Here is a 24,236-nt window from a genome sequence, read left to right on the forward strand (position 1 = left end):
GCGCCAACGGAACCTGGCGCCCTCAGATGCGGCCTAATATGCGTTATCAACTGCCACTACGTCGAATCAGCATGAAGCGATCTCTAGCAAGCACCGCCCTCGCCCTCGTACTCGGCTTCAGTGCCCTGCCGCTGGCGGCCAAGACCACCACAGCGACCAATTGGGACTACCTGCAGCCGGATCGTGACCAGGTGATCGCCAGTCTCAACGTAGTGGAACTGCTCAAGCGCCACCACTACAACAAGCCGCCACTCAATGACGAGCGTTCGATTCAGATCTATGACAACTACCTGAAGTTGCTCGATCCGTCTCGCAGCTATTTCACTGCGGCCGATATCGCCGAATTCAACCAGTGGCGCACCAAGTTCGACGACCTGCTGAAAAGCGGCGACCTCGAACCAGGCTTCACCATCTATCGCCGTCACCTGACGCGCCTGCAGGAGCGTCTCGACTTCGCCCTGGCCGAGCTGGCCAAGGGTGTCGACAAGATCGATTTCAGCGTCGACGAGGACCTACAGGTCGACCGTGAGAAAGCGCCCTGGGCCAAAGACCGCGCCGAGCTCGACGAGCTGTGGCGCAAGCGCGTCAAAGATGAAGTGCTGCGCCTGAAAATCGCCGGCAAGGAAACCAAGGACATCCAGGAGCTGCTGACCAAGCGTTACAAGAACCAGCTCAAGCGTCTCAAGCAGACCCGTGGCGAGGACGTATTCCAGGCCTACATCAACGCGTTCGCCACCACTTACGACCCCCACACCACCTATCTGTCGCCGGATAACGCGGAAAACTTCGACATCAACATGAGCCTGTCGCTGGAAGGCATCGGTGCCGTCCTGCAAAGCGATAACGAGCACGTCAAGGTGGTACGCCTGGTGCCTGCCGGCCCGGCCGAGAAGAGCAAGCAGATCGCACCGGCCGACAAGATCGTCGGCGTTGCCCAGGGCAACGATGAAATGGTCGACGTGATCGGCTGGCGCCTGGACGAAGTGGTCAAGCTGATTCGCGGCCCGAAAGGCTCCACCGTGCGCCTGGAAGTCATCCCGGCCAGCAATCCGCCCAGCGACCAGAGCAGCAAGGTAGTTACTATCACCCGTGAGGCGGTCAAGCTCGAAGAGCAGGCAGCGAAGAAGAAAGTGCTGCACCTGACCCAGGATGGCCGCGACTACAAGCTCGGCGTGATCGAACTGCCGGCCTTCTACCTTGACTTCAAGGCTTTCCGCGCCGGCGACCCGAACTACAAGAGCACCACTCGCGACGTCAAACGCCTGATCGATGAGCTGCGCGAAGAGAAAGTCGATGGCCTGGTCATCGATCTGCGCAACAACGGCGGCGGCTCTCTGCAGGAAGCCACCGAGCTGACCAGCCTGTTCATCGAACAGGGCCCGACCGTCTTGGTGCGCAATGCCGACGGCCGTGTCGACGTGCTGGCCGACGAGAACAAGGGGATCTACTACAACGGCCCTCTGGCCGTACTGGTCAATCGCCTGTCCGCGTCAGCCTCGGAGATCTTCGCCGGTGCCATGCAGGACTACCACCGCGCACTGATTCTCGGTGGCCAGACTTTCGGCAAGGGCACGGTGCAGACTATCCAGCCGCTCAACCACGGCGAGCTGAAGCTGACCCTGGCCAAGTTCTATCGCGTCTCCGGGCAGAGCACCCAGCACCAGGGCGTACTGCCGGATATCGCCTACCCTGACGTCATGCACACCAAGGACATCGGCGAGAGCGCCCTGCCCGCGGCCATGCCCTGGGACAGCATCCGCCCGGCAATCAAACCGGAGCTGGACCCGATCAAGCCGTTCCTCAAGCAACTGCAGAGCAAGCATGACCAGCGCACCGCGCACGATCCGGACTTCCTCTTCACCCGCGCCAGCATCGACCTGTCGAAACAGCTGATGGCCGAAACCACCGTTAGCCTGAATGAGGCGAAGCGCCGGGCACGGCAAGCCGATATCGAGGCCAAGCAGCTCAAGCTGGAAAATGATCGCCGCGTTGCCAAGGGCGAGAAACCGCTCGCGGCGCTAGCCAAGGAAGATGAAGACGCGCTGCCCGTCGAGGACAAGGGCACACCAGAGGACGATGCCTATCTCTCGGAGTCCGGGCATATCCTCATCGACTACCTGGGGCTCAACCCATCCCTGGCGCTGCATTGAGGCGTTTCCACTAGCGTCATCAAATCGTCATCGAACTGTCGTGAAATGAAGGGCCGGCCATCGCCGGCCCTTTCGTTTCCGGCAGATCGAGAACACCATGACCGTCACCGAGCAGTTGAGCGCACTGGGAAATATCCTTGCTCACGGCGACCTCAGCAGTCTGTTCCAACCTATCGTTTCGCTGTCCGAACAGCGCATTCTCGGCTACGAGGCGCTGACCCGAGGCCCCTCCAACAGCCCGCTGCACTCACCCTTGACCTTGTTCGCCGTGGCCCGCCACGCTGGCCGCCTGAGCGAACTGGAAATGGCCTGTCGCAAGAGCGCCTGCAAAGGCTTCAGTGCACTGGGCCTGGGCGGCAAACTCTTTCTCAACGTCTCGCCGGAGTCGCTGCTCGACCCCCGCCACCAGCCGGGACGCACCCTGAAGTTGCTGCAGGCCTTCGGCATCCCGCCCAGCCAGGTGGTGATCGAACTCACCGAACAGTCGCCCACCGAAGACTTCGCCCTACTCGACAATGCCCTGCATCACTATCGCGCCATGGGCTTTTCCATCGCCCTGGACGACCTCGGCGCCGGCTATTCCAGCCTGCGCCTGTGGTCGGAGCTGCGCCCGGACTACGTGAAGATCGATCGCCACTTCATCGACGGCATCCACCTGGATGCGGTGAAGCGCGAATTCGTCGGCTCCATCCTGAAAATGGCCGAAGCCTCGCGCGCCCAGGTGATCGCCGAAGGGATCGAGCTGCCCGAAGAGCTGGCCGTGCTGACGGAGATGGGCGTTGACCTGGTACAGGGCTACCTGCTCAGCAGGCCGCAGGAAAAACCGCCACGCGATGCGCGCCAACTGCTGCCTCAGGTGATGAGCAACCAGACCAGTCTCAGCGAAGACAATCATGACCTCAGCGCCCTGCTCAACGAGCAACCAGCGGTCGACCAGCACACGGCCATCGCCGAGGTGCTGGATGTCTTCCGTGCGCAGGCCAACCTCAACTCTCTCGCCGTGCTGGATGCGCAGCACCAGCCAGTCGGTATCGTCCACCGCCATTCGCTGTCCGAAGCGCTACTCAAGCCATTCGCCACCGATCTGTTCGCGCGTAAACCCATCAGCCGCCTGATGAGCCAGGACTTTCTCGCCGTTGAGCTGACGCAATCACTGCAAAAGGTCAGCCGCCTGCTCACCAGCCGGGCGCGCCAGCGCATCGAAGAAGACTTCATCATCATCCAGAATGGCCGCTATCTGGGCCTGGGCAGGGTGATCGACGTACTCAAACTGATCACCGAACAGAAGCTGCAGCAGGCGCGTCACGCCAACCCGCTCACGCTGCTGCCAGGCAATGTACCGATCCAGCAATGCCTTGGCCGTCTGCTGCAGCAGCAGCGCGAGGCGGCGGTGTGCTATGTCGACATCGACAGCTTCAAGCCCTTCAACGATCTCTATGGCTATGCCAAGGGCGACGAGGTGCTGCTTTGCCTGGCGCAATGTCTGAACGACCGAGTCGATCCGGCGCGCGATTTCGTCGGCCACATCGGGGGGGACGATTTCATGCTGGTACTTGGCTCGACGCAGTGGCGCGACAAGCTAGGCAAACTGATCGAGGACTTCCAGAATCAGTGCCGACGCTTCTATCGCGAAGAGCATCTGCAGGCCGGCTGTTTCATCGCCCACAATCGCCACGGGCAGCGCCAGGAATATGCACTGCTGTCGCTTTCGATCGGCGTGGTACACGTGAGAACGCAAGACTGCGCACAGCTCGATGCCTCGCGCCTGGCGGAGCTGGCCTCAGAAGCCAAGCGCCATGCCAAGGCCGTTCCCGGCTACAGCCTGCATATTATCGAAGGCTCAGTGGCCTGAACGAGCGCCGTGCTGCGCCATGGCGGCATAGCGCTCGGCGGTTTGCGCATCCGGCTCCAAGCCGCAAGCCCCCTCGCGATAGAGCTGGCTCAGGCGGCTAGCAGCCAGAGGATGGCCGGCCGCCAGCGCCATCTCCCACCAGCGCACCGCTTGCATGGCATCCGGCGCCTGGCGAGTGTCTCCCTGCAAGGATTGCACGCCCAGCTGATAGGCGGCCTTGCCATCCCCGCCATTGGCCGCCAGGCGCAACAGCCTCAGCCCTTCCTCGCGCGCCCCGAGACCCTGACCACGAAACAGCAGGATGTGGCCATAGAAGCTCTGTGCACGGGTATCACCAAGATTGGCCATGCGCCCGTACTGACCTTGCATCCATTGCCATAGACGTGGCTGACGCAACGCCGCAGGCCAATGAAACAGGCGCCGAGCCAGCCAATAGCCCAGCTGCGCACGTAACTGCCAGAGCCACCTAGACATCGGCGGGATAATCGAATTCGAACACCCTGACCACTTCGGCGGCATGCCAGGAAGCAGCGGCCACACCGTCGGAGGCACCGCTGAAACGCCCCAGACGGGTGACACAGTCGAAGAACCCGGTGCGCGGCAGGCGGCTGGCCCCCTGGCTGATGACCAGGGCGCTGCGCAGCGGTCGTTCAGCGCGCGCATCCAGTGCGGCCAGGTGCTCCAGCGCAGCAGTCAGGGTCTGCATGGCCGGCGTCGGCAAATCGAGTCGCTCGATCAGTGCCCGATAGGTAAGCAGATGGCGCTGACGGCGCGCGTCGTCCAGTTCGGTCAGCAATGCCTGCCAGTGTTGGCGACTGATACGTACACTCAAGACCAGCCCTCCAGCCCCAGTTCCCAGGCCAGCGAGCGCTGAATCGCGGCATCGGGTTGGCGCTCGCCACTCTCGATCATCGCCAGGTAGTGCGGGCTGATCCCGACACTGCGCGCCAGGCTCTCTGCCGCCAGCCCTTTGGCCTCTCGCAGCACGCGAAGCTGATCGAGCCCTGGCCGCTGCGCCTCGACAACCCGTGCAGCTGCGCTGGGCGCTGCTGCAGGTTGGCGCCCAGCGGCCTGCAACAAGGCCTGATAGTCAGCCCAGGGCAGCACCGCATATTCCGGCTCGCCATCACGGGCAATGATTTGCACAGTCATGAGTCTCTCCGTTGGAAAGCAGGGCCGACGACCTCGACCCCTTCCTTGTAGCGGCCATCTTAACAGGCGTGTAGCGCCAAGGGCGTGATCTATACTGCCAAGGTATGAGCACGGTTCCCATGGCCGGATCACGCGGGAGCGGTGCCTTATATCTGCACGTGGGGAGTCGTCTTGAGAACGTACTGCGCATTGTCGCTGGGCTTGCTGAGCAGCTTCGCTAATGCCGAGAGCCTGCTGTGGGGTTATGGCCCGGCCGACACCATGCCTTATGTGGGCGTTGAGCAGCAGCAGGTGCAATATGGGCTGGCTCACAGCCTCGGCCAGGAAATAAGCAAACGCTTCGGGCTGCCCGTTGAGTTTCGCGAAACCCCCAACAATCGCCTGGAACCCTACCTGCAACAGGGTCGCCTGCACCTGATCTGCAACAGCAACCCCGAGTGGGTCAGCCAGCCGCAGCAGTATCACTGGTCACCGCCGCTGTACGACGAAGAAGACGCCTTGCTGCAGCGTACGGACCAACCGGAGCTGACCGACCTGAACAGTCTCTATGGCAAGGTGCTGGGTACCAGCCTCGGCTATACCTACAGCCAACCTTTGATGAACGCCTTAGCCAGCGGCCAGGTCAGCAGGCAGGACGTGCGCGACCTCGAGACCAGCCTGCACATGCTCGACAAGGCGCGGCTGGATGCGGTCATCGATATGCGGCGCAACCTGGCCTACAAGCTCGCCCAGCACCCGGAAATGCACCTGCGCTTCAGCCCCTGGGTGGTGCAGCGCTATCAGGTGTACTGTGCCTACAGCCGCCACCTGCCCATTGCAGCCAAGCGAATGGACGAGTTTTTTCAGGAACTACGTGATCGACATCTGATCGACCGCTGGCGGGATGAAGCCTTCAGGAGTTCAGCGGATCGACCCGTTCAGCATTCGGCAGATGCTCAATGAGCGCCAGGCGCTCCGGACTCTGCTCGTCACGCCACGCCTTGAAGGCTTCCAGCTCTCCACGCCAGGTACGCATCACCCAGGCCAGAACGGCCAGGTCATCGACGAAGCCAACGCCAACCAGCCAATCGGGGATGGCGTCGAACGGGGTGATGAAATACAGCAGTGCAGCCACCACCATCAGCAACGCCTGACTGCTGATCTGCCGGTACTCACCCTTGAACCAGGCCAGGCTGAGCGCACGCAACAACTGCAGATCCTCCTTCAGAGCGGCGAAGCGTTGTCCTTGTGGCGTGCGCTTGTCACCGACGGCACGGAGCAACTCAGGCAACCTGCCCTCGCGTAGAAAGCGGGCAGCCAGCGGCAGGTAACGGGTCAGTTTCCAGGGAGTTTTCATTCGACCTCCTCGGCAACCCAGGCGCTATCTGGGCTTGCCACGCTTACCCACAGAAGCTGTGGATAAATCTGTGCAAAGACTTTCGACAAGCTTATCAAAGCCCCGTGGTACGGGGCCTCGGCTCAGATCGGATATTTTTTATACAGCATATAAAATCCATTAAAATCAACAAGTTGCTGATTGACACGAGCAGTGCTCGGCGGTAGTGCAAACTTGTTAGGAATGCTTCCCATAATGTGCATAAGCGTAACACCCCGAACGTCACGAACCTGCCGGTCAATCCCTGAAACGAAAACGCCCCGTCAAGACGGGGCGTTTTCATCGAGCAACGAGTGTTACTGCTCGGTCGGCTCGGTCTGCTCGGCAGCCGCCTGGTCCTTGATGCCGATCAGTTCCAGATCGAACACCAGCACCGAGTTGGCCGGAATTGCCGGGGACGGGCTCTGCTCGCCGTAGGCCAGCTCGCTGGGGATGTACAGTTTGTACTTCTCACCAACGTGCATCAGCTGCAGGCCTTCCACCCAACCCGGGATCACGCCACCGACCGGCAGGTCGATGGGGGTGCCACGAGCGACGGAGCTGTCGAAGACACTACCATCGGTCAACTTGCCTTCGTAGTGAACGGTCACTACGTCGCTTTCCTTCGGCTGGGCGCCGTCGGTCTTCTTGATCACTTCGTATTGCAGACCGGAAGCGGTGGTGACGACACCTTCACGCTTGCCGTTCTCTTCGAGGAATTTCTTGCCGGCTTCAGCGGCTTCCTTGTTCAACGCAGTCATGCGCTCTTGCGCACGGTTCTGCAGGAAGGAGAAGGCCTCGACCATGTCTTCATCCTTGATGCGCGGATCCTTCTTCGCCAGCGCGTCCTCGATACCCTGAGCGACGGCCTTGGAATCCAGATCGTCCATGCCTTCCTCGGACAGACTGCGGCCCATGTTCAGGCCGATGCCGTAGGAGGCTTTCTGCGCAGGGCTCTTGAGTTCGACTTCGCTGGTTTGCGAATCGCAACCGGCAAGCACCAGGCCCACCAGGGCAACCGCTGCCGCCAAACGATGCTGTTTCATGCTTGTTCCTTGTAGATGCGCCCGAAGGCCGTCGTGTGAAAGCGCGAGCTTAGCAGTACGCCGCAATCACTGGCTACGGCATAGGAGCCGTGCGATGCGCATAAGTTCAAGCAAACAAAGGGATTTTTCGAAAAAATTCGGCGGACGCCGAGATGTTGTCACAGGAGGGGATGAAGCGAGGAAAAGAATGGCGCAGCGGACGGGACTCGAACCCGCGACCCCCGGCGTGACAGGCCGGTATTCTAACCGACTGAACTACCGCTGCGCGTAACTGCGAGATTGGTGGGTGATGACGGGATCGAACCGCCGACCCTCTGCTTGTAAGGCAGATGCTCTCCCGGCTGAGCTAATCACCCTTCACTCTCGAAGTGGGGCGCATTCTAGAGAGCGATCCGCACCTTGGCAAGCCCTCTTCGCAAAAAAATTTACCGGCGCAGCAAGAACTTAGGCGCTACCGGCGAATTTCCTGCAGGACTCGTTGTCAGGGTTGGCCTGAGCACGCCAGCGGAGAATAATGCGCGCTCTGTGTGGGCGGTTGCCGTTGTTGGCCCGCCACCCTTATCCGTCGCTGCGCGCCGGCTTTCCTCGAAGCAATTGCCCAAGGACGGCGCCGCCCCGCGACTTCATCATCAATGGAGAGTCACCCGCCCATGTGGTTTCGTAACCTGCTGGTCTACCGCCTCACTCAGGACATCCCTTTCGACGCCGAAGCGCTGGAGACAGCACTGTCGAGCAAGCCGGCACGTCCCTGCGCCAGCCAGGAGCTGACCACCTACGGTTTCACCGCCCCCTTCGGCAAAGGCGCGGATGCTCCGCTGGTGCACGTCAGCGGCGACTTCCTGCTGATCGGCGCGCGCAAGGAAGAACGCATCCTGCCGGGTTCGGTGGTGCGTGATGCACTGAAGGAAAAGGTCGACGAGATCGAGAACACCCAGATGCGCAAGGTGTACAAGAAAGAGCGCGACCAGATCAAAGACGAGATCGTCCAGGCCTTCCTGCCGCGCGCGTTCATCCGCAAATCCGGCACCTTCGCCGCCATCGCGCCGAAGCAGGGCCTGATCCTGGTCGACAGCGCCAGCGCCAAGAAAGCCGAAGACCTGCTTTCCACCCTGCGTGAAGCCATTGGCTCGCTGCCGGTGCGCCCGCTGTCGGTGAAGATCGCGCCGACCGCTACCCTCACCGACTGGCTGAAGAACCAGAGCGCTGCCGAAGGCTTCTTCGTGCTCGATGAGTGCGAGCTGCGCGACACCCACGAAGACGGCGGCGTGGTGCGTTGCAAGCGTCAGGATCTGACCAGCGAAGAAATCCAGCTGCACCTGTCCACCGGCAAGCAGGTCACTCAGCTGTCGCTGGCCTGGCAGGACAAGCTGTCCTTCGTGCTCGACGACAAACTGACCATCAAGCGCCTGCGCTTCGAGGACGTGCTGCAGGAACAGGCCGAACAGGACGGCGGTGACGACGCCCTGGCTCAGCAGGACGCCAGCTTCATCCTGATGATGATGACCCTGGTGGAGTTCCTGCCAGAGCTGTTCACCGCTCTGGGCGGCGAAGAGATTCCGCAGGGCATCTGATGAGCCGCAAGGTGGATGAGGCTTATCCACCACTCGGACAGACGGTGGACAAGCTTCGCGTTGTCCACCCTACCTGTTCAGACCAGCGACTCTAGGCTTTCGGTAAAGGCACTGGCCCCCTGCTCGGCTGGGCTGAAGTTGTGGCGCATGAAGGCGAACAGCTCGCGCCCACAGCCACTGGCCGGAGCAGGCCGCGCTGCCGGCTGGCGCGAGGCGAACTCGGCCTCGTCGACCTGCAGCAGCAGCTCGCCGGTCTGGCCATCGACGCGAATCAGATCGCCATCGCGCACCCGCGCCAGCGGCCCGCCATCGAAGGATTCCGGGCAGACATGAATGGCGGCCGGAATCTTGCCCGAGGCGCCGGACATCCGCCCGTCGGTCACCAACGCCACCTTGAAACCGCGATCCTGCAACACGCCCAGGTAGGGCGTCATCTTGTGCAGTTCCGGCATGCCGTTGCAACGCGGCCCCTGAAAACGCACCACGGCGACGAAATCGCGCTCCAGCTTGCCCGCCTTGAACGCCTCGACCAGATCCAGCTGATCCTCGAAAACCAGCGCCGGTGCTTGTACCACCTGATGCTCGGGCGCCACTGCGGACACCTTCATCACCCCACGCCCGAGGTTACCCTGCATCAGGCGCAAGCCGCCTTCTGCCGAGAACGGCCGCGCCACGGGACGCAGCACCCCTTCCTCCAGGCTTTCGCTTGGCCCGTCGCGCCAGACCAGCTTGCCATCCTCGAGGAAAGGCTCCCGGGTGTAGCGCGACAAGCCACGCCCGGCCACGGTATTGACCTCTTCATGCAGCAGCCCGGCGTCGAGCAGCTCGCGGATCAGGAAGGCCATGCCGCCTGCGGCCTGGAAGTGATTGATGTCGGCCTTGCCATTGGGATAGACGTGCGCCAGGGTCGGTACCACTTCCGATAGATCGGCCATGTCCTGCCAGGTCAGCAGAATGCCAGCGGCGCGGGCGATGGCCGGCATGTGCAGGGTGTGGTTGGTGGAGCCACCGGTGGCATGCAGGGCCACGATGGAGTTGACCAGGCAGCGCTCGTCGACGATTTCGCCGATGGGCATGAACTGGCCGCTTTGCTTGGTCAGACGCGTAACCTGCTGCGCCGCCTCACGGGTCAGTGCATCACGCAGCGGCGTACCCGGATTGATGAAGGATGCACCCGGCAGGTGCAGGCCCATCACCTCCATGAGCAGCTGGTTGGTGTTGGCCGTACCGTAGAACGTACAGGTACCTGGCCCGTGGTAAGCAGCCATCTCCGCGGCCAGCAGCTCGTCGCGCGTCGCCTTGCCCTCGGCATAACGCTGACGCACGTCGGCTTTCTCCTTGTTGGACAGCCCCGAGGTCATGGGCCCCGCCGGCACGAACATGGACGGCAGATGACCAAAACGCAGGGCGCCCATCACCAGCCCTGGCACGATCTTGTCGCACACCCCCAGGTACAGCGCAGCGTCGAACATGTTGTGCGACAGCGCCACGGAGGCAGACATGGCGATCACCTCACGACTGGCGATACCCAGCTCCATGCCCGGCTCGCCCTGGGTGACGCCATCGCACATGGCCGGTACGCCACCGGCGAACTGCCCAACCGAACCCAGCTCACGCAGGGCCTGCTTGATCTGCTCAGGAAAGGTCTCGTAAGGCTGATGCGCCGACAACATGTCGTTGTAAGCAGAAATAATGGCCACGTTGGCCGCATCCATCAGACGCAAGGTCTGCTTGTCGTCACCACTGCAGCCGGCCACCCCGTGAGCGAAGTTGGCGCATTGCAGCTTGCCACGCTGCGGCCCTTCGCTGGCGGCGGCGCGGATCATCTCAAGGTAGCGCTGACGCGTGGCGCGACTGCGCTCGACAAGACGTTCGGTAACTTCAACAACGCGGGGATGCATGGGGAATCTCCAGGCTAGCAGCTAGCGTCTGTTTGTATTTACAACAAAATACTGCCACTCAGCGGGCTTGATTTCTAGAGCAATGGGCATAATCTTGTAATTCTAACAACAAATTTACGAGACCCTCGCCATGACACTACGAATCGCCATCAATGGCTTCGGCCGTATCGGCCGCAATGTACTACGTGCACTCTATACCCAGAATTATCGTCAGGACCTGCAGGTCGTGGCCATCAACGACCTCGGCGACAGCACCATCAACGCTCACCTGCTGCAGTACGACAGCGTTCACGGCCACTTCGCCGAAGAGGTCAGGGTCGACGGTGAAAGCCTGTGGATCAAGGGTGATCGCATCGCCGTCAGCGCCATTCGCAACCCGGCGGAACTGCCCTGGAAGAGCCATCAGGTGGATGTCGTGCTGGAATGTACCGGGCTGTTCACCGATCGCGACAAGGCCGCTGCGCATCTCGCCGCCGGTGCGCGCAAGGTGTTGATCTCCGCCCCCGCCAAGGGCGCCGATGCCACCGTGGTGTATGGCGTCAACGAGCAGGTGCTGACGCCCGACATGCAGATCATCTCCAACGCCTCGTGCACCACCAACTGCCTGGCGCCGGTCGCGCAGGTGCTGCACCGTGAACTGGGCATCGAACAGGGCCTGATGACCACCATCCACGCCTACACCAATGACCAGAACCTGTCCGACGTCTACCACAGCGACCTGTACCGAGCACGCTCAGCGACCCAGTCGATGATCCCGACCAAGACCGGTGCCGCCGAAGCGGTCGGCCTGGTGCTGCCGGAGCTGGCCGGCAAGCTCACCGGCATGGCGGTACGCGTACCGGTGATCAATGTCTCGCTGGTCGACCTGACCCTGCAGATCAAGCGCGAGACCACCGCCGAGGAAGTCAACGCCCTGCTCAAGGCCGCCAGCGAGCAGTCGCCGGTGCTGGGCTACAACGCGCTGCCGCTGGTGTCCTGCGACTTCAACCACAACCTGCTGTCATCGATCTTCGACGCCAACCACACCAAGCTCAGCGGCAGGCTGCTCAAGGTCATGGCCTGGTATGACAACGAGTGGGGCTTCTCCAACCGTATGCTGGACAACTGCAGGGCCCTGGCCCGCCTTGACTGAACGAGGAGGCTCGATGAGCCGTATCAGCTTCACCCTTGCCCGGCTGCCGGCGCGCAAGCGTATCGCCCTGGTGGCGCATGATCATTGCAAAGGCTTCCTGCTGGACTGGTGCGAACGTCAGCGCGAGCGACTGGCCAAGCATCAGTTACTGGCCACCGGCACCACCGGCCTGCTTCTGAGCAAGCGCCTGGACCTGCCGGTGGAGAGTATGATCAGCGGCCCGCTGGGTGGCGACCAGCAGATCGGCGCGCGCATCGCCGAGCAACGCGTGGACATGCTGGTGTTCTTCTGGGACCCGTTCGAGCCACAGCCACACGACCCGGACATCAAGGCCCTGCTGCGGGTGGCTGCGGTGTGGAACATCCCGGTGGCCTGCAACGAGAGCAGCGCCGATTACATGCTCAGCAGCGCCCTGCTGGAGCAACAGCACGAGTACCGCATTCCCGACTATCAGGCGTATCTGGCGGCACGCGGCTAAAAATCCACCTTGCCCCGTCCCGCCTTGATCGCCCCGCGCTTGCTCTTGCCATCCAGGCGGCGCTTTTTCGAGCCGAGGGTCGGCTTGGTCGGGCGGCGCTTCTTCTCCACCTTGCCGGACGTGCGGATCAACTCGGCAAGGCGCTCGAGGGCGTCGGCGCGATTCTGCTCCTGGGTACGGTATTGCTGCGCCTTGATGATCACCACGCCGTCAGCGGTAATGCGACTGTCGGCAAACGCCAGCAGGCGCTCCTTGTAGAACGGCGGCAGCGACGACGCCTGACTGTCGAACCGCAGATGCACCGCACTGGACACCTTGTTGACGTTCTGCCCACCCGCCCCCTGGGCACGGATGGCGGTCAGTTCGATTTCTTCATCGGGAATGTGAACACTGTTGGAGACGATCAGCATGGCCATGTTTTCTTGAAGGTCATGATCATCAGGATACCTGTCACAGCTGTAATCTTTGCTTGAAATTTCCCCACGGCATTCGCGCGGCGCCTCGGCTAACGTAGCAGCCTGTCTTTTTCCGGAAGCACGTGATGGACTCCATAACCCAGGCAGTACTTGGCGCCAGCATTCAGGGCGCGCTGCTCGGCCGCTGGCAAGGGCGCAAGGCACTGCTGTACGGCGCCATACTCGCCACCGTGCCCGACCTGGACGTGGTCATGGAGTACGGCGATGCCGTGGCCAACATGACCTACCACCGCGGCTTCAGCCACTCGCTGTTCGTCCTCAGCGGCTTTGCCCTGCTGCTGACCTGGCTGGCCAGGCGCTTTCGCCCTCATCCGGGATACTCGGCCAATCGCCTCCTGCTGACCCTCTGGCTGGTACTGATCACCCATCCACTGCTGGACGCTTTCACCAGCTACGGCACCCAGCTGTTCTGGCCGCTGATGCCGACGCCCACGGCCTGGTCGAGCCTGTTTATCATCGACCCGCTGTACACCGTGCCGCTGATCGCCGCGGTACTGATCAGCCTGTTCACCGGGCTACGCGAACAGAGCTGGCGCGTGCCGGCTGTGGCGCTGGCGATATCGACGCTGTACATCGGCTTCAGCCTGGCCGGCAAATTCATGGCCGAACAGCGCGTGGAGCGCGAGCTGGCGCGCCAGGGCATCCAGGCCGAACAACTGTTCACCACACCAACGCCGTTCAACACCCTGCTGTGGCGCGTCATCGTGCTCGATGGCGAGGACTATCACGAAGCGCTGGTCGGCTGGTTCGACGACGAGCCGCCGCAGCTGCAACGTTTGCCGCGCGGCACGCACCTGCGCGAGCTGCTGGCGGATGCGCCCATGCACCAGAGACTGCAATGGTTCACCGGTGGCGTGCTGCGCTACGACCAGGTCGATGGGCACTTGATCGTCACGGACCTGCGTCTGGGCATGACCGGCTTCCACCCCTTCCGCTTTGACTTCGCCCAGCTGCAGGACGGCCAATGGCAGGTTCACGAACGTATCGACCGCCTGCCGTTCGAGCGCGGCGAGATCGAACACCTGGCCCTGCTGTTCAAGCGCATCTGGCACCCCGAGCTGAAGGTTCCACTGCTGGCCTGGGCCGGTGGACTGCAGAAACCGCTTTTAACTGAGACTCGCTCGCACTAACGGCGCTACTATCGGCGTCCAACCCTATTGAGGCAGGATGCCTGCAATGTTGTTTCGCCGCTTCGAATCCCTGATCGACGTCTTCAAACCCAGCCCCGACGTCGCCCCGCCAACCGGCATGCTGCGCTTCTACGGCCACTACCTGAAACAGGTGTGGCCGCTGATGCTGGCGGTGCTGGTCATCGGCTTCTTCGCCGCCCTGATCGAGGTGGCGCTGTTCAGCTTCCTCGGCCAGCTGATCGACATGGCCCAGGCCAGCACGGATGCCAGCAGCTTCTTCAGCGAACATCGGAACGAGCTGCTGTGGATGCTGCTGGTGACGCTGGTCATCCGCCCCATCGTGTTCGGCCTGCACAACCTGCTCACCCATCAGGCGATCAACCCGGGCCTGACCAACCTGATTCGCTGGCAGAACCACCGCTACGTGCTCAAGCAGAGCCTGAATTTCTTCCAGAACGACTTCGCCGGGCGCATCGCCCAGCGGGTGATGCAGACCGGTCCCTCGCTACGCGACTCGGCGATGCAGGTGATCGACGCGCTGTGGCATGTGGTGGTCTACGCCGGCAGCGCGCTGTACCTGTTCGCTGCCGCCGACCTGCGTCTGGTGGTGCCACTGGCCTTGTGGATCGTCGGTTACAGCGCGGCGCTGTGGTACTTCGTGCCGCGCATCAAGGCGCGTTCGGCTGCCGCCTCTTCGGCGCGCTCGAAGGTCATGGGGCGAGTGGTCGATGGCTACAGCAACATCGCCACGCTCAAGCTGTTCGCCCACTCGCAAGAGGAGGAAAGCTACGCCCGCGAAGCCATGCAGGACCTGCTCGAAAAATTTCGCCTGCAGTCGCGCACCATCACCGCACTGGATTTTCTCGTCACCTGCCTCAACGGCGTACTGATCGTCGCCACTGGCGCCCTGGCCCTGTGGCTGTGGAGCCAGTCGCTGATCACCACAGGGGCCATCGCCCTGGCGCTGGGCCTGGTGATCCGCATCAACAACATGGCCGAATGGATCATGTGGGTGGTCAACGGCATTTTCGAGAACGTCGGCACGGTGCAGGACGGCATGCAGAGCATCGTTCAGCCCCGCCAGGTGCTCGACCGCGCTGACGCCAAGCCGATCGAGGTGCAGCAGGGCAGCGTGCGCTTCGAGGACATCCACTTCCACTACGGCAAGCAGGGCGGCGTGATCAGCGGCCTGGACATTGCCATCGCACCCGGCGAAAAAATCGGCCTGGTCGGCCCCTCCGGTGCCGGCAAGTCGACCCTGGTCAACCTGCTGCTACGCCTGTACGACCTGGAAAGCGGCCACATCCTGATCGACGGCCAGGACATCGCCACGGTTACGCAGGAGAGCCTACGCGCCAACATCGGCGTGGTGACGCAGGACACCTCCCTGCTGCACCGTTCGATCCGCGACAACCTGCGTTACGGCAAACCCGGCGCCAGCGACGACGAGCTCTGGGAAGCGGTGCGCAAGGCACGCGCCGATGCCTTCATCCCCACGCTCGATGACAGCCAGGGCGGACGCGGCATGGATGCGCAGGTGGGCGAACGTGGCGTGAAACTGTCCGGCGGCCAGCGTCAGCGCATCGCCATCGCCCGTGTACTGCTCAAGGACGCGCCGATCCTGGTGCTGGACGAGGCCACCTCAGCGCTGGACTCGGAAGTGGAAGCGGCCATTCAGGAAAGCCTGGACAGCCTGATGGAGGGCAAGACGGTGATCGCCATCGCTCACCGCCTGTCGACCATTGCCCGCATGGATCGCCTGGTGGTGATCGACCAAGGCCTGGTCATCGAAACCGGCACCCACGCCGAACTGATCGCCCGTGGCGGCCTGTATGCACGCCTGTGGCAGCATCAGACCGGTGGTTTCGTCGGGGTGGAGTGAAACGGTAGGGGGCTTCAGGCAGTAGGGTGGATGACGCTCTTTTCATCCACCATCGCGATCACAGAGCGGTGGACGGATGAAGCGTCGTCCACCGTTCTGTGATCACTCTGCAGCCGGCTTCTTGCGCTTGAGTGGCGCGCTGCCGTCTGCACTGACCAGACCTGACGGTTTGCCAGCCGGACGCGGGCCGGTCTTGCGCTTGGACGCGGTGGCCTTCTTCGGGTCTTTCTTCTCGGTCTTTTTCTTCTTGCTGCCGGCGGCCTTGCCGGAAGCCTTGAGGTTCTTCGGCCCCTGGTAGACGCCTTTGAGCTCCTTGATGGTGCGGCGCTCGAAACGCTGCTTGAGGTAGCGCTCGATGCTCGACATCAGGTTCCAGTCGGTATGGCAGATCAGCGATACCGCCAGGCCCTCGCCACCGGCGCGGCCGGTACGACCGATGCGGTGCACGTACTCGTCGCCGGAGCGCGGCATGTCGAAGTTGATCACCAGATCCAGGCCTTCGACGTCCAGGCCGCGCGCCGCCACATCCGTGGCCACCAGCACCTTGACCGCGCCCTGGCGCAGACGCTCGATGGCCAGCTTGCGATCCTTCTGATCCTTCTCGCCGTGCAGTACGAAAGCCTTGATTCCGGCGGTCACCAGCTTGCCGTAGAGGCGGTCGGCCTGCACCCGGGTATTGGTGAAGACGATGGCTTTGTCGTAGGCCTCGTTGGTCAGCAACCAGTCAACCAGCTGCTCCTTGTGGTAGTTGTGGTCGGCCGTGATGATCTGCTGACGAGTGCCTTCGTTGAGCTGGCTGACGCTGTTGAGCATCAGGTGCTGCGGGTCCTTGAGGACCTTGGCGACCATCTCGCGCAGCCCGTTGCCACCGGTCGTGGCGGAGAACAGCAGGGTCTGGTGCGGGCCGCAGGCCTCGGCCAGGCGCTGGGCGTCTTCGGCGAAGCCCATGTCGAGCATGCGGTCGGCCTCGTCGAACACCAGCACTTCGACCTCTTCCAGAGGCAGGTTGCCCGCGTTGGCGTGCTCGATCAGACGGCCCGGCGTGCCAATCAGAATGTCGATCTTGCGCATGACCGCAGCCTGCACCTTGAAGTCCTCGCCACCGGTCACCAGGCCAGCCTTGAGGAAGGTGAACTGGGCGAAGCGCTCGACTTCCTTGAGTGTCTGCTGGGCCAGTTCGCGGGTCGGCAGCAGGATCAGCGCACGAATGCTCAGGCGCTGCTTGGAATTGCCGTCACCGAGCAGGCGATTGAGCAGCGGCAGGACGAAAGCGGCGGTCTTGCCGCTACCGGTCTGGGCGATCACCCGCAGGTCCTTGCCCTCCAGTGCAGGCGGAATCGCTGCCGCCTGCACCGCAGTTGGCTCGACGAAATTTAGCTCGGCCACGGCTTTCAGCAGGCGTTCATGCAGGGCGAATTGGGCAAACACGGGGGCACTACCTCAAAGAAATCGACAAAACGGTGCATAGCCTAACGGTTTCCGCCGTCGGGGCCGAATTTCTTTGCATGAAACTCGCATTCAGGCGACGACGAACGGCAAAATCCGGGCAACATCCACAATGGGTGACGAGGAACCGGGAGGGCTAAGCTGATATCCAATCAGCACCAACCAAAGAGTCGTGCGCCATGACCAACAGAATTCAAACCACCCTCAGCATCGGCCTGTGCATCCTGCTCGCGGCATCGCCAGCGTTGGCCAGCCCACCTCCCGGCAAGGGCAAGCCAGGCCAGCACGACGACGGCGTACGTATCGACATGCGCGGCCCCAGCGTGGACATCGGCCAGGTGCGCATCATCCTTGGCGACAATCGTCAGCTGATCGGCCCGACCTCTTCACTTCCGCCTGGCATCGCCAAGAATCTGGCCCGCGGCAAACCACTGCCCCCGGGCATCGCCAAGAACTTCGACAGCCGCGTGACCTCGCGCCTACCCCATTACGACGGCTACGAGTGGAAGCAGATCGGCCGCGACGTGGTGCTGGTCGCTGTCGCGACGGGGATCATCTACGAAATCCTGCGCAACGTGCTGGACTGATCAGTTATTGCACAGCCAGCCGACAAGCGGCACGGCGTACGACGAACTTGTCCCGGCGGCGCCACTCCAATTTTCGGATGGCCCGCCGAGGTGCAACGATGAACACGTCACTGATCTACCACGTCACGTCCAGCCTCGATGGCTACATCGCTCGCCCCGATGGCCGCCTCGACTGGTTCGACTCTCTACGCAAGGCCGATGAAGAGTACGCGTTTCAGTACTTTTACTCCGCTATCGATGCCCTGCTGATGGGCCGTGGCACCTACGAAGCGCTGCTCAAGCGGGGCGGCCCCTGGCCCTACCCCGGCAAGCCCTGCGTGGTGCTGACGCGCCTCGCCCTGCCACGCGCTGCGGACGAAATCCAGCTGACCCACTGCACGCCCGCCCAGGCCGTGGCGGCGCTGAACGAGGCCGGTTTTCAGCGTATCTGGCTGGTTGGCGGCAGCCTGCTGGCAGGCAACTGCTACACCGCCGGCCTGATCGACGAAGTGGTGATCAACCTGGTGCCACACCTGCTCGGTGCCGGTATTCCGCTGCTGGCGACCGGCATGGAGCGCAGCCTGACGCTGAGTGACCAGCGCCGCTTCAACAGCGGCACGCTGCAGGTGCACTACCAGGTGCAGAAGCCGCTCAGCATGCCAACGCAGATCCCAGCGCCGCGTATCAGCGCGGCCTGATGTTCTCGAGCTGCTGCTTGCGCAGCAGCCGGGCGCTGTCCCACCCCACCAGCAGCACAGCCACCCAGATCGGCAGGTAGGTCAGCCATTGCCCGGTATCGAAGCTCTCGCCCAACACCAGTAGCGACACGGCGAACAGCAACACCGGCTCGACATAACTGAGAATGCCGAACAGCCCCAAAGGCAGCATCCGGCTGGACGCCATGTAGGCGGCGAAGGCCAGCGTGCCGATCAACGCCATCACCGGCACCAGCAGCCATAGCAGCGGGCGCTCGGCGAATGCGCCAGCGGGACCGTAGGCGACGATCAGCCAGATCGCCAGCGGCGCCAGCATCAGCATCTCCAACACGAATCCGGACAGCGCATCCAGACGCATCCAGCGGCGCAAGATGAAGTAAGGCGGATAGCCCAGCGCGGTGATCAGCGTCAGCCAGGAGAACGCCTGGGTGCGCCAGAGTTCGTGCAGTACGCCGAGCACCGCGCAGGTTACCGCCAGCTGCTGCAACGGCCGCAGGCGCTCGCCATAGAACAGCCGGCCGGTCAGCACTATCGCCAAGGGCAGAAGGAAGTACCCCATGGACACTTCCAGCATGTGTCCTGCCAGCGGCGCCCAGAGAAACAGCCCCCACTGCACGCCGATCAGCGCCGCCGCCACCGGACAGGCGACCAACAGCAGCGGCTCGCGGCGCAGACGCAGGAAGGTCTCGCGCAGCAATGCGGTCTGCCCCGCCAGCAGCACCAGCAGCAGGACCAGAGGAATCGACCAGAGCACGCGCTGAGCGAATATCTGCACGCCATCGAGCGGCGCCAGCCACTGCACATAGCCAGGCAGCACGGCGAACAGCACCGAAGCGGTAACCGACAGCGCCACACCACGCCCGGACAGTTGCATCAATGCACCTCGGCAGGCGGTCGGCGCGTACGCCCCAGATTGACCAGTGGCAGCGACGCCGCGATCACCGCCCCGCCCAACGCCAGGCGCAGCAGATCGGCATCGTGGTTCCAGATCAACAGATTGACCAGCAATCCGGCCGGCACCAGCGCGTTGTTCATCACCGCCAGAGTGCCGCCATCGACCAGGCTGGCGCCCTTGTTCCACCAATACAGGCCGAGCCCTGAGGCGACCACGCCGAGCCAGACCAGCACACCCCACTGCAACGGGGTGCTGGGCAGGCGCTCGCCGTTACCCAGCAGCAGGAAGGCTGGCAGCGCAATCAGCAGCGCGCCCAGATAGAAGAAACCGAAGCGCTTGTATTGCGGCTCGCTCGAGGGGTGCCTGAGCAGCAGATGCTTGTACAGCACCTGACCGGCCGCGAAGGTGAAGTTGGCCACCTGCAGCAGCAGGAAGCCGAGCAGGAAGCCACTGCTGATGCCGTCGTACCGGATGATGCCCGCCCCCATCACGGCCACCAGCGCGGCAGCCAGCGCCCAGGGGTTGAACCTGCGATTGAGCGCATCCTCGATCAGCGTCACGTGCAGCGGTGTGAGTATGGTGAACAGCAGCACTTCCGGCACGCTGAGCACCGAGAAGCTGAGATACAGGCAGACGTAGGTGATGCCGAACTGCAGTGCGCCGATCAGCAGCATGCCGCGCACGAAGGCCGGGGCATGACCACGCCAGCGGGTCAGCGGCGCGAACAGCAGACCGGCGATGACGATGCGCGTCAGTACCGCGAAGTAGCTGTCGACCCGACCAGCCAGGTACTCACCGATCAGGCTGAAGGAAAAAGCCCACAGCAGGGTCACTATCAGCAGATATCGCACAGCCACCTCCGAACGAAGGCGGCGACCTTAGCGCGTTCCCCCGCGCCGGACAATCCATACCCCGGCGAGCCGCTGGGCAGCCCTATAAAAAGCCGGCCACTTCAGGGGAAGCGACCGGCATAGCACGCCCGCGAACGGGCGCTCAGGAGAGTCGGAACGTTATCAGGCCACGTCAGCCAGCTTGGCCTTGGCCTGGGCCAGACCTTTCTCGCTGAACTCGGCGCCCATGTTCAGGCCTTCGGCGTGAATGAACTGCACATCGTGGATACCGATGAAGGCCAGCGCCTGACGCAGGTAGGGTTCCTGGTGATCCAGGCCGCTGCCGGCGTAGATGCCGCCGCGGGCGGTGAGCACGAAGGCACGCTTGCCGGTCAGCAGGCCCTGCGGGCCGGTTTCGGTGTACTTGAAGGTGACCCCGGCGCGCAGCACATGATCCAGCCAGGCCTTCAAGGTGCTGGGAATGGCGAAGTTGTACATCGGCGCGGCCAGCACCAGTACATCGGCGGCCAGCAGTTCATCGGTCAGTTGATTGGAGCGCGCCAGGGCAGCTTTCTCGGCTTCGCTCTGCTGCTCGCTCGGCGTCATCCAGCCACCCAGCAGCGTGGCGTCGAGGTGCGGTACGGGCTCGGCTACCAGGTCACGTAGCTGAATCTGATCAGCCGGGTGCGCAACCTGCCAGTTGGCGATGAATTGCTGGGTCAGCTCGCGGGAGACCGAACCTTGCTGGCGGGCACTGCTTTCGATTACGAGAATACGGGACATGTCTGAGGCTCCATCGAGGTGAACAAGAGTCGATGGAGCACAGAGTAGAGATGCAACTTTCGATTAAAAAGCGTAAATATCCGCTTACATATATCGACTAATTTGATTTATTGCTTCGCCACATCTAGGCTTTGATCACTTCAGATTGCAGGTCAGATTGACCCGCAGGCGAATCACGCTACGGGTGAACTTGACCGTCATGTTGTTGCTCGCGCCGGGCGCCAACAGGGTACGCCGGGTGCGTGGCGCTTCGGGGCCATTGCGGAACACGGCGCTGCACTCGGCCTCGCTCTGACCGTAGTTGTAGAGCATCAACGCCGCCATGTTGTGGTCTATTTCCTGAGTGGTCGCGGAGACCTCGGCGCCGTTGAACTGTTTTTCCACCTCGATGGGGTAGGCATTGGCAGCCAGGGGCACGAAAGCGAACAGCAAGCAGATTATTTTTTTCATCGGTGCTCTCCAACATGGGAGAGCCAGTGTAGGTGGAGATCGTCGGCGATAACAGTCGACTCAGGCAGGATGATGCAATGAAAGCTCCTCGCGTAACCCTGGATCAATGGCGCACGCTGCAGGCGGTGGTAGACCAGGGCGGCTTCGCCCAGGCCGCCGAAGTGCTGCACCGCTCGCAGTCCTCGGTCAGCTATACCGTGGCCCGCATGCAGGAACAGCTCGGCGTACCGCTGCTGCGCATCGATGGGCGCAAGGCCGTACTGACCGAGGCCGGCGACGTGCTGCTGCGTCGCTCACGGCAACTGGTCAAGCAAGCCAGCCAGCTGGAGGACCTGGCCCACCACATGGAACAGGGCTGGGAAGCCGAAGTGCGCCTGGTGGTGGACGCCGCCTACCCCACCGCCAATATCGTCCGCGCGCTGACCGCCTTCATGCCGCAGAGCCGCGGCTGCCGCGTGCGCCTGCGTGAGGAGGTGCTGTCCGGGGTCGAGGAGGTCCTGCTCGAAGGCACCGCCGACCTGGCCATCAGCGCGCTGAACATCACCGGCCATCTGGGCATTGAGCTCAATGAGGTCGAATTCGTTGCCGTGGCCAATCCGGAACACCCGCTGCACCGCCTGCAACGCGAGCTGAGCTTTCAGGATCTGGAAGGCCAGATGCAGGTGGTCACCCGCGACAGTGGCCGCCTGCAACCGCGCGACGCCGGCTGGCTGGGCGCCGAGCAGCGCTGGACGGTGGGCAGCCTGCCGACCGCGCGCACCTTCGTCAGCAGTGGCCTGGGCTTCGCCTGGCTACCCCGCCACCTGATCGTCCGCGAAGTCCAGGAAGGCCTGCTCAAACCGCTGCCACTGGGCCAGGGCGCCATTCGCAAGCCACGCTTCTTCCTCTACAGCAACAAGGATCGCGTGCTGGGCCCGGCTACGCAGATCCTCATCGAGCTGATCAAGAACTTCGATGCCGTCCCCTTGGACGCGCCCTTCGCCGCACCGCAGTCCACCAACTGAGCATTGCGCCATGCCCTATTTCGACAACGATGGTTGCCAGCTGCATTACGAGGATTACGGTCACGGTGCGCCCGTGCTGCTGGTCCACGGTCTGGGCTCGAGTACGCGCGACTGGGAATATCAGATCCCGCTGCTCGCCCAGCACTACCGGGTGATTGCTCTCGACGTGCGCGGCCATGGCCGCTCGGACAAGCCGCGCGGAGCCTATCGCATCATCGACTTCGCCGAGGATGTCACCGCCCTGATCGAACACCTGCAGCTGCCCGCCGTGCACCTGGTGGGCATTTCCATGGGCGGCATGATCGGCTTTCAGATTGGCGTCGACCACCCCGAGCTGTTGCGCAGCCTGACCATCATCAACAGCGCCCCCGAGGTGAAGGCCAAGAGCGCACGCGACTGGCTGGAGATCGGCAAGCGCTGGACGCTATCGCGCCTGCTCAGCCTGGAGACCATCGCCAAGGCCCTGGCCAAGCTGCTGTTCCCGCACCCGGAACAGGCCGAGCTGCGGCGCAAGATCGAAGAGCGCTGGCCGCAGAACGACAAGCGTGCCTACCTCGCCAGCCTCGATGCGATCATCGGCTGGGGGGTGCGGGAACGCCTCAAACGCATCACCTGTCCTACCCTGGTGATCGCCGCCGACCACGACTACACGCCCGTTGAACGCAAACGCGAGTACGTGGCAGAAATGCCCAACGCGCGCCTGCTGATCATCGAAAACTCGCGCCACGCCACACCAATGGATCAACCAGAACGCTTTAATAACGCCCTGCTCGCCTTTCTCGGCGAGACTGCCAACAAGGAAAACTGACCATCATGCTCAAGCAACTCGTTCTCGCCACCGGCGCCCTGCTGCTGTCCTCCAGCCTGCTGGCCGCGGAAAACCCCAAGGTTCTGCTGACCACCAGCCTGGGTGAAGTGGAAGTGGAGCTGGCCGCCGACAAGGCGCCGATCAGCACGCAGAACTTTCTCAAGTACGTCGACAGCGGCTTCTACAACGGTACCCAGTTCCACCGGGTGATTCCGGGCTTCATGGTCCAGGGTGGCGGTTTCGATGCCGACATGCGCCAGAAGGACACCGACGCGCCGATCAAGAACGAGGCCGACAACGGCCTGCACAACGTACGTGGCACCCTGGCCATGGCCCGTACCCAGGCCCGTGACTCGGCGACCAGCCAGTTCTTCATCAACCACAAGGACAATGCCTTCCTCGACCACAGTTCGCGCGACTTCGGCTACGCCGTGTTCGGCAAGGTGACCCGCGGCATGGAGGTGGTGGACAAGATCGCCCAGGTGCCCACCGGCAACCGCGGCATGCACCAGAACGTACCGCGCGAGCCGGTGCTGATCATCGACGCCAAGCGCCTGTAAGACGCTGATGTAACCTGTAGCCCGGATGCAATTCAGGAGATTGCAATTACGCCC

The 24,236-nt window shown here is 62.8% G+C and carries 25 protein-coding genes and 2 tRNA genes; 13 read left to right on the forward strand and 14 right to left on the reverse strand.

Features of this window, described 5'->3' with window-relative positions; translation table 11 throughout:
* Positions 1–71 precede the first annotated feature (71 nt).
* Both PCLY_RS20355 and PCLY_RS20360 read left to right on the forward strand, forming a co-directional pair.
* Positions 72–2,150 (forward strand): carboxy terminal-processing peptidase, encoded by a 2,079-nt coding sequence (locus PCLY_RS20355; RefSeq protein ID WP_197432216.1) that lies wholly within the window; start codon positions 72–74, stop codon positions 2,148–2,150.
* A 97-nt stretch (positions 2,151–2,247) separates the two neighbouring features.
* The gene (locus PCLY_RS20360; protein ID WP_061241708.1) at positions 2,248–4,002 is read left to right on the forward strand and encodes a bifunctional diguanylate cyclase/phosphodiesterase; all 1,755 of its coding nucleotides are present in this window, start codon (positions 2,248–2,250) and stop codon (positions 4,000–4,002) included.
* Here PCLY_RS20360 and PCLY_RS20365 read toward each other — a convergent pair.
* The 3 genes from PCLY_RS20365 to PCLY_RS20375 are packed head-to-tail and all read right to left on the reverse strand — an operon-like array spanning position 3,991 to position 5,154.
* Positions 3,991–4,476 carry an SEL1-like repeat protein gene (locus tag PCLY_RS20365; RefSeq protein WP_061241710.1) on the reverse strand — a complete coding sequence of 162 codons (486 nt, stop codon included), beginning with the start codon at positions 4,474–4,476 and terminating at the stop codon, positions 3,991–3,993. The genes PCLY_RS20360 and PCLY_RS20365 overlap by 12 nt on opposite strands.
* Positions 4,469–4,834 carry a hypothetical protein gene (locus PCLY_RS20370; RefSeq protein ID WP_061241712.1) on the reverse strand — a complete coding sequence of 122 codons (366 nt, stop codon included), beginning with the start codon at positions 4,832–4,834 and terminating at the stop codon, positions 4,469–4,471. Before PCLY_RS20370 ends, PCLY_RS20365 begins: the two co-directional genes overlap by 8 nt.
* Complete coding sequence (locus PCLY_RS20375) at positions 4,831–5,154, reverse strand: helix-turn-helix domain-containing protein (RefSeq protein WP_061241714.1); 324 nt, start codon at positions 5,152–5,154, stop codon at positions 4,831–4,833. The genes PCLY_RS20370 and PCLY_RS20375 overlap by 4 nt, the downstream gene beginning before the upstream one ends.
* A 171-nt stretch (positions 5,155–5,325) precedes the next feature.
* On the opposite strand from PCLY_RS20375, the gene PCLY_RS20380 reads away from it, so the two are divergent.
* On the forward strand, positions 5,326–6,096 hold the full coding sequence (locus PCLY_RS20380; RefSeq protein ID WP_061241716.1) for a substrate-binding periplasmic protein: 771 nt from the start codon (positions 5,326–5,328) through the stop codon (positions 6,094–6,096).
* Here the strand turns inward: PCLY_RS20380 and PCLY_RS20385 are convergent.
* The 4 genes from PCLY_RS20385 to PCLY_RS20400 all read right to left on the reverse strand — a co-directional run bounded on the left by PCLY_RS20385 (position 6,047) and on the right by PCLY_RS20400 (position 7,910).
* Positions 6,047–6,490 (reverse strand): YkvA family protein, encoded by a 444-nt coding sequence (locus PCLY_RS20385; protein WP_061241718.1) that lies wholly within the window; start codon positions 6,488–6,490, stop codon positions 6,047–6,049. The two genes, PCLY_RS20380 and PCLY_RS20385, sit on opposite strands and share 50 nt — an antisense overlap.
* A 335-nt stretch (positions 6,491–6,825) precedes the next feature.
* On the reverse strand, positions 6,826–7,554 hold the full coding sequence (locus PCLY_RS20390; RefSeq protein WP_061241720.1) for an FKBP-type peptidyl-prolyl cis-trans isomerase: 729 nt from the start codon (positions 7,552–7,554) through the stop codon (positions 6,826–6,828).
* A 188-nt stretch (positions 7,555–7,742) separates the two neighbouring features.
* Positions 7,743–7,819, reverse strand: a tRNA-Asp gene (locus PCLY_RS20395).
* 15 nt (positions 7,820–7,834) lie between these two features.
* Positions 7,835–7,910 (reverse strand) — tRNA-Val (locus PCLY_RS20400).
* 294 nt (positions 7,911–8,204) lie between these two features.
* On the opposite strand from PCLY_RS20400, the gene rdgC reads away from it, so the two are divergent.
* Entirely contained in the window at positions 8,205–9,125 is a 921-nt protein-coding gene (rdgC, locus tag PCLY_RS20405) for a recombination-associated protein RdgC (RefSeq protein WP_045734751.1), read from the forward strand.
* A 77-nt stretch (positions 9,126–9,202) separates the two neighbouring features.
* Here rdgC and edd read toward each other — a convergent pair whose 3' ends face one another.
* Positions 9,203–11,026, reverse strand: a complete 1,824-nt coding sequence (gene edd, locus PCLY_RS20410) for a phosphogluconate dehydratase (protein ID WP_061241722.1) — start codon at positions 11,024–11,026, stop codon at positions 9,203–9,205.
* Between the two features lie 130 nt (positions 11,027–11,156).
* Between edd and gap the strand changes: the two genes are divergently transcribed.
* Both gap and PCLY_RS20420 read left to right on the forward strand, forming a co-directional pair.
* Positions 11,157–12,158 carry a type I glyceraldehyde-3-phosphate dehydrogenase gene (gene gap / locus PCLY_RS20415; RefSeq protein ID WP_061241724.1) on the forward strand — a complete coding sequence of 334 codons (1,002 nt, stop codon included), beginning with the start codon at positions 11,157–11,159 and terminating at the stop codon, positions 12,156–12,158.
* Positions 12,159–12,171: 13 nt separating this feature from the next.
* Positions 12,172–12,636, forward strand: coding sequence for a methylglyoxal synthase (locus tag PCLY_RS20420; RefSeq protein ID WP_061241726.1), 465 nt, complete (start codon positions 12,172–12,174; stop codon positions 12,634–12,636).
* On the opposite strand, the gene arfB is transcribed toward PCLY_RS20420, so the two are convergent.
* Positions 12,633–13,046, reverse strand: a complete 414-nt coding sequence (arfB, locus tag PCLY_RS20425; RefSeq protein ID WP_061241728.1) for an alternative ribosome rescue aminoacyl-tRNA hydrolase ArfB — start codon at positions 13,044–13,046, stop codon at positions 12,633–12,635. The genes PCLY_RS20420 and arfB overlap by 4 nt on opposite strands.
* A gap of 131 nt (positions 13,047–13,177) precedes the next feature.
* Here arfB and PCLY_RS20430 point away from each other — a divergent pair, with 131 nt between their 5' ends.
* Positions 13,178–14,242, forward strand: coding sequence for a metal-dependent hydrolase (locus PCLY_RS20430; RefSeq protein WP_061241729.1), 1,065 nt, complete (start codon positions 13,178–13,180; stop codon positions 14,240–14,242).
* Positions 14,243–14,288: 46 nt separating this feature from the next.
* Positions 14,289–16,124 carry an ABC transporter ATP-binding protein gene (locus tag PCLY_RS20435; protein ID WP_061241731.1) on the forward strand — a complete coding sequence of 612 codons (1,836 nt, stop codon included), beginning with the start codon at positions 14,289–14,291 and terminating at the stop codon, positions 16,122–16,124.
* Between the two features lie 102 nt (positions 16,125–16,226).
* On the opposite strand, the gene PCLY_RS20440 is transcribed toward PCLY_RS20435, so the two are convergent.
* Positions 16,227–17,552 (reverse strand): DEAD/DEAH box helicase, encoded by a 1,326-nt coding sequence (locus tag PCLY_RS20440; RefSeq protein ID WP_061241733.1) that lies wholly within the window; start codon positions 17,550–17,552, stop codon positions 16,227–16,229.
* Positions 17,553–17,749: 197 nt separating this feature from the next.
* On the opposite strand from PCLY_RS20440, the gene PCLY_RS20445 reads away from it, so the two are divergent.
* Entirely contained in the window at positions 17,750–18,157 is a 408-nt protein-coding gene (locus tag PCLY_RS20445; RefSeq protein ID WP_061241735.1) for an anti-virulence regulator CigR family protein, read from the forward strand.
* 98 nt (positions 18,158–18,255) lie between these two features.
* On the forward strand, positions 18,256–18,834 hold the full coding sequence (locus tag PCLY_RS20450; protein ID WP_061241737.1) for a dihydrofolate reductase family protein: 579 nt from the start codon (positions 18,256–18,258) through the stop codon (positions 18,832–18,834).
* Here PCLY_RS20450 and rarD read toward each other — a convergent pair.
* The 4 genes from rarD to PCLY_RS20470 form a co-directional block, all read right to left on the reverse strand.
* Positions 18,821–19,726 (reverse strand): EamA family transporter RarD, encoded by a 906-nt coding sequence (rarD, locus tag PCLY_RS20455; protein ID WP_061241739.1) that lies wholly within the window; start codon positions 19,724–19,726, stop codon positions 18,821–18,823. The two genes, PCLY_RS20450 and rarD, sit on opposite strands and share 14 nt — an antisense overlap.
* Positions 19,726–20,598, reverse strand: a complete 873-nt coding sequence (locus PCLY_RS20460; RefSeq protein WP_061241741.1) for a carboxylate/amino acid/amine transporter — start codon at positions 20,596–20,598, stop codon at positions 19,726–19,728. Before PCLY_RS20460 ends, rarD begins: the two co-directional genes overlap by 1 nt.
* Positions 20,599–20,760: 162 nt before the next feature.
* A complete protein-coding gene (locus tag PCLY_RS20465; RefSeq protein ID WP_061241743.1) occupies positions 20,761–21,360 on the reverse strand; it encodes an FMN-dependent NADH-azoreductase in 600 nt (199 codons plus the stop codon).
* Between the two features lie 135 nt (positions 21,361–21,495).
* Complete coding sequence (locus PCLY_RS20470; RefSeq protein WP_061241745.1) at positions 21,496–21,810, reverse strand: hypothetical protein; 315 nt, start codon at positions 21,808–21,810, stop codon at positions 21,496–21,498.
* Positions 21,811–21,887: 77 nt separating this feature from the next.
* Here PCLY_RS20470 and PCLY_RS20475 point away from each other — a divergent pair, with 77 nt between their 5' ends.
* Genes PCLY_RS20475 through PCLY_RS20485 form a run of 3 tightly spaced genes read left to right on the forward strand, consistent with a single transcriptional unit; the run spans position 21,888 to position 24,182 of the window.
* Positions 21,888–22,814: a LysR family transcriptional regulator gene (locus tag PCLY_RS20475; RefSeq protein WP_061241747.1), complete on the forward strand. Its 927-nt coding sequence runs from the start codon at positions 21,888–21,890 to the stop codon at positions 22,812–22,814.
* 10 nt (positions 22,815–22,824) lie between these two features.
* A complete protein-coding gene (locus tag PCLY_RS20480; protein WP_061241749.1) occupies positions 22,825–23,622 on the forward strand; it encodes an alpha/beta fold hydrolase in 798 nt (265 codons plus the stop codon).
* Positions 23,623–23,627: 5 nt separating this feature from the next.
* Positions 23,628–24,182, forward strand: a complete 555-nt coding sequence (locus PCLY_RS20485; RefSeq protein WP_061241751.1) for a peptidylprolyl isomerase — start codon at positions 23,628–23,630, stop codon at positions 24,180–24,182.
* The last annotated feature ends 54 nt before the right edge of the window (positions 24,183–24,236 follow it).

It is taken from the genome of Ectopseudomonas composti (assembly GCF_001567565.1).
Taxonomy (GTDB): Bacteria; Pseudomonadota; Gammaproteobacteria; order Pseudomonadales; family Pseudomonadaceae; genus Aquipseudomonas; species Aquipseudomonas composti_A.

Coding starts and splice junctions, on each gene's coding strand:
- PCLY_RS20355 (WP_197432216.1), top strand. CDS start 72: ATGAAGCGATCTCTAGCAAGCACCGCCCTCGCCCTCGTACTCGGCTTC.
- PCLY_RS20360 (WP_061241708.1), top strand. CDS start 2,248: ATGACCGTCACCGAGCAGTTGAGCGCACTGGGAAATATCCTTGCTCAC.
- PCLY_RS20365 (WP_061241710.1), bottom strand. CDS start 4,476: ATGTCTAGGTGGCTCTGGCAGTTACGTGCGCAGCTGGGCTATTGGCTG.
- PCLY_RS20375 (WP_061241714.1), bottom strand. CDS start 5,154: ATGACTGTGCAAATCATTGCCCGTGATGGCGAGCCGGAATATGCGGTG.
- PCLY_RS20385 (WP_061241718.1), bottom strand. CDS start 6,490: ATGAAAACTCCCTGGAAACTGACCCGTTACCTGCCGCTGGCTGCCCGC.
- PCLY_RS20390 (WP_061241720.1), bottom strand. CDS start 7,554: ATGAAACAGCATCGTTTGGCGGCAGCGGTTGCCCTGGTGGGCCTGGTG.
- rdgC (WP_045734751.1), top strand. CDS start 8,205: ATGTGGTTTCGTAACCTGCTGGTCTACCGCCTCACTCAGGACATCCCT.
- edd (WP_061241722.1), bottom strand. CDS start 11,026: ATGCATCCCCGCGTTGTTGAAGTTACCGAACGTCTTGTCGAGCGCAGT.
- gap (WP_061241724.1), top strand. CDS start 11,157: ATGACACTACGAATCGCCATCAATGGCTTCGGCCGTATCGGCCGCAAT.
- PCLY_RS20420 (WP_061241726.1), top strand. CDS start 12,172: ATGAGCCGTATCAGCTTCACCCTTGCCCGGCTGCCGGCGCGCAAGCGT.
- arfB (WP_061241728.1), bottom strand. CDS start 13,046: ATGCTGATCGTCTCCAACAGTGTTCACATTCCCGATGAAGAAATCGAA.
- PCLY_RS20430 (WP_061241729.1), top strand. CDS start 13,178: ATGGACTCCATAACCCAGGCAGTACTTGGCGCCAGCATTCAGGGCGCG.
- PCLY_RS20435 (WP_061241731.1), top strand. CDS start 14,289: ATGTTGTTTCGCCGCTTCGAATCCCTGATCGACGTCTTCAAACCCAGC.
- PCLY_RS20445 (WP_061241735.1), top strand. CDS start 17,750: ATGACCAACAGAATTCAAACCACCCTCAGCATCGGCCTGTGCATCCTG.
- PCLY_RS20450 (WP_061241737.1), top strand. CDS start 18,256: ATGAACACGTCACTGATCTACCACGTCACGTCCAGCCTCGATGGCTAC.
- rarD (WP_061241739.1), bottom strand. CDS start 19,726: ATGCAACTGTCCGGGCGTGGTGTGGCGCTGTCGGTTACCGCTTCGGTG.
- PCLY_RS20465 (WP_061241743.1), bottom strand. CDS start 21,360: ATGTCCCGTATTCTCGTAATCGAAAGCAGTGCCCGCCAGCAAGGTTCG.
- PCLY_RS20470 (WP_061241745.1), bottom strand. CDS start 21,810: ATGAAAAAAATAATCTGCTTGCTGTTCGCTTTCGTGCCCCTGGCTGCC.
- PCLY_RS20475 (WP_061241747.1), top strand. CDS start 21,888: ATGAAAGCTCCTCGCGTAACCCTGGATCAATGGCGCACGCTGCAGGCG.
- PCLY_RS20480 (WP_061241749.1), top strand. CDS start 22,825: ATGCCCTATTTCGACAACGATGGTTGCCAGCTGCATTACGAGGATTAC.
- PCLY_RS20485 (WP_061241751.1), top strand. CDS start 23,628: ATGCTCAAGCAACTCGTTCTCGCCACCGGCGCCCTGCTGCTGTCCTCC.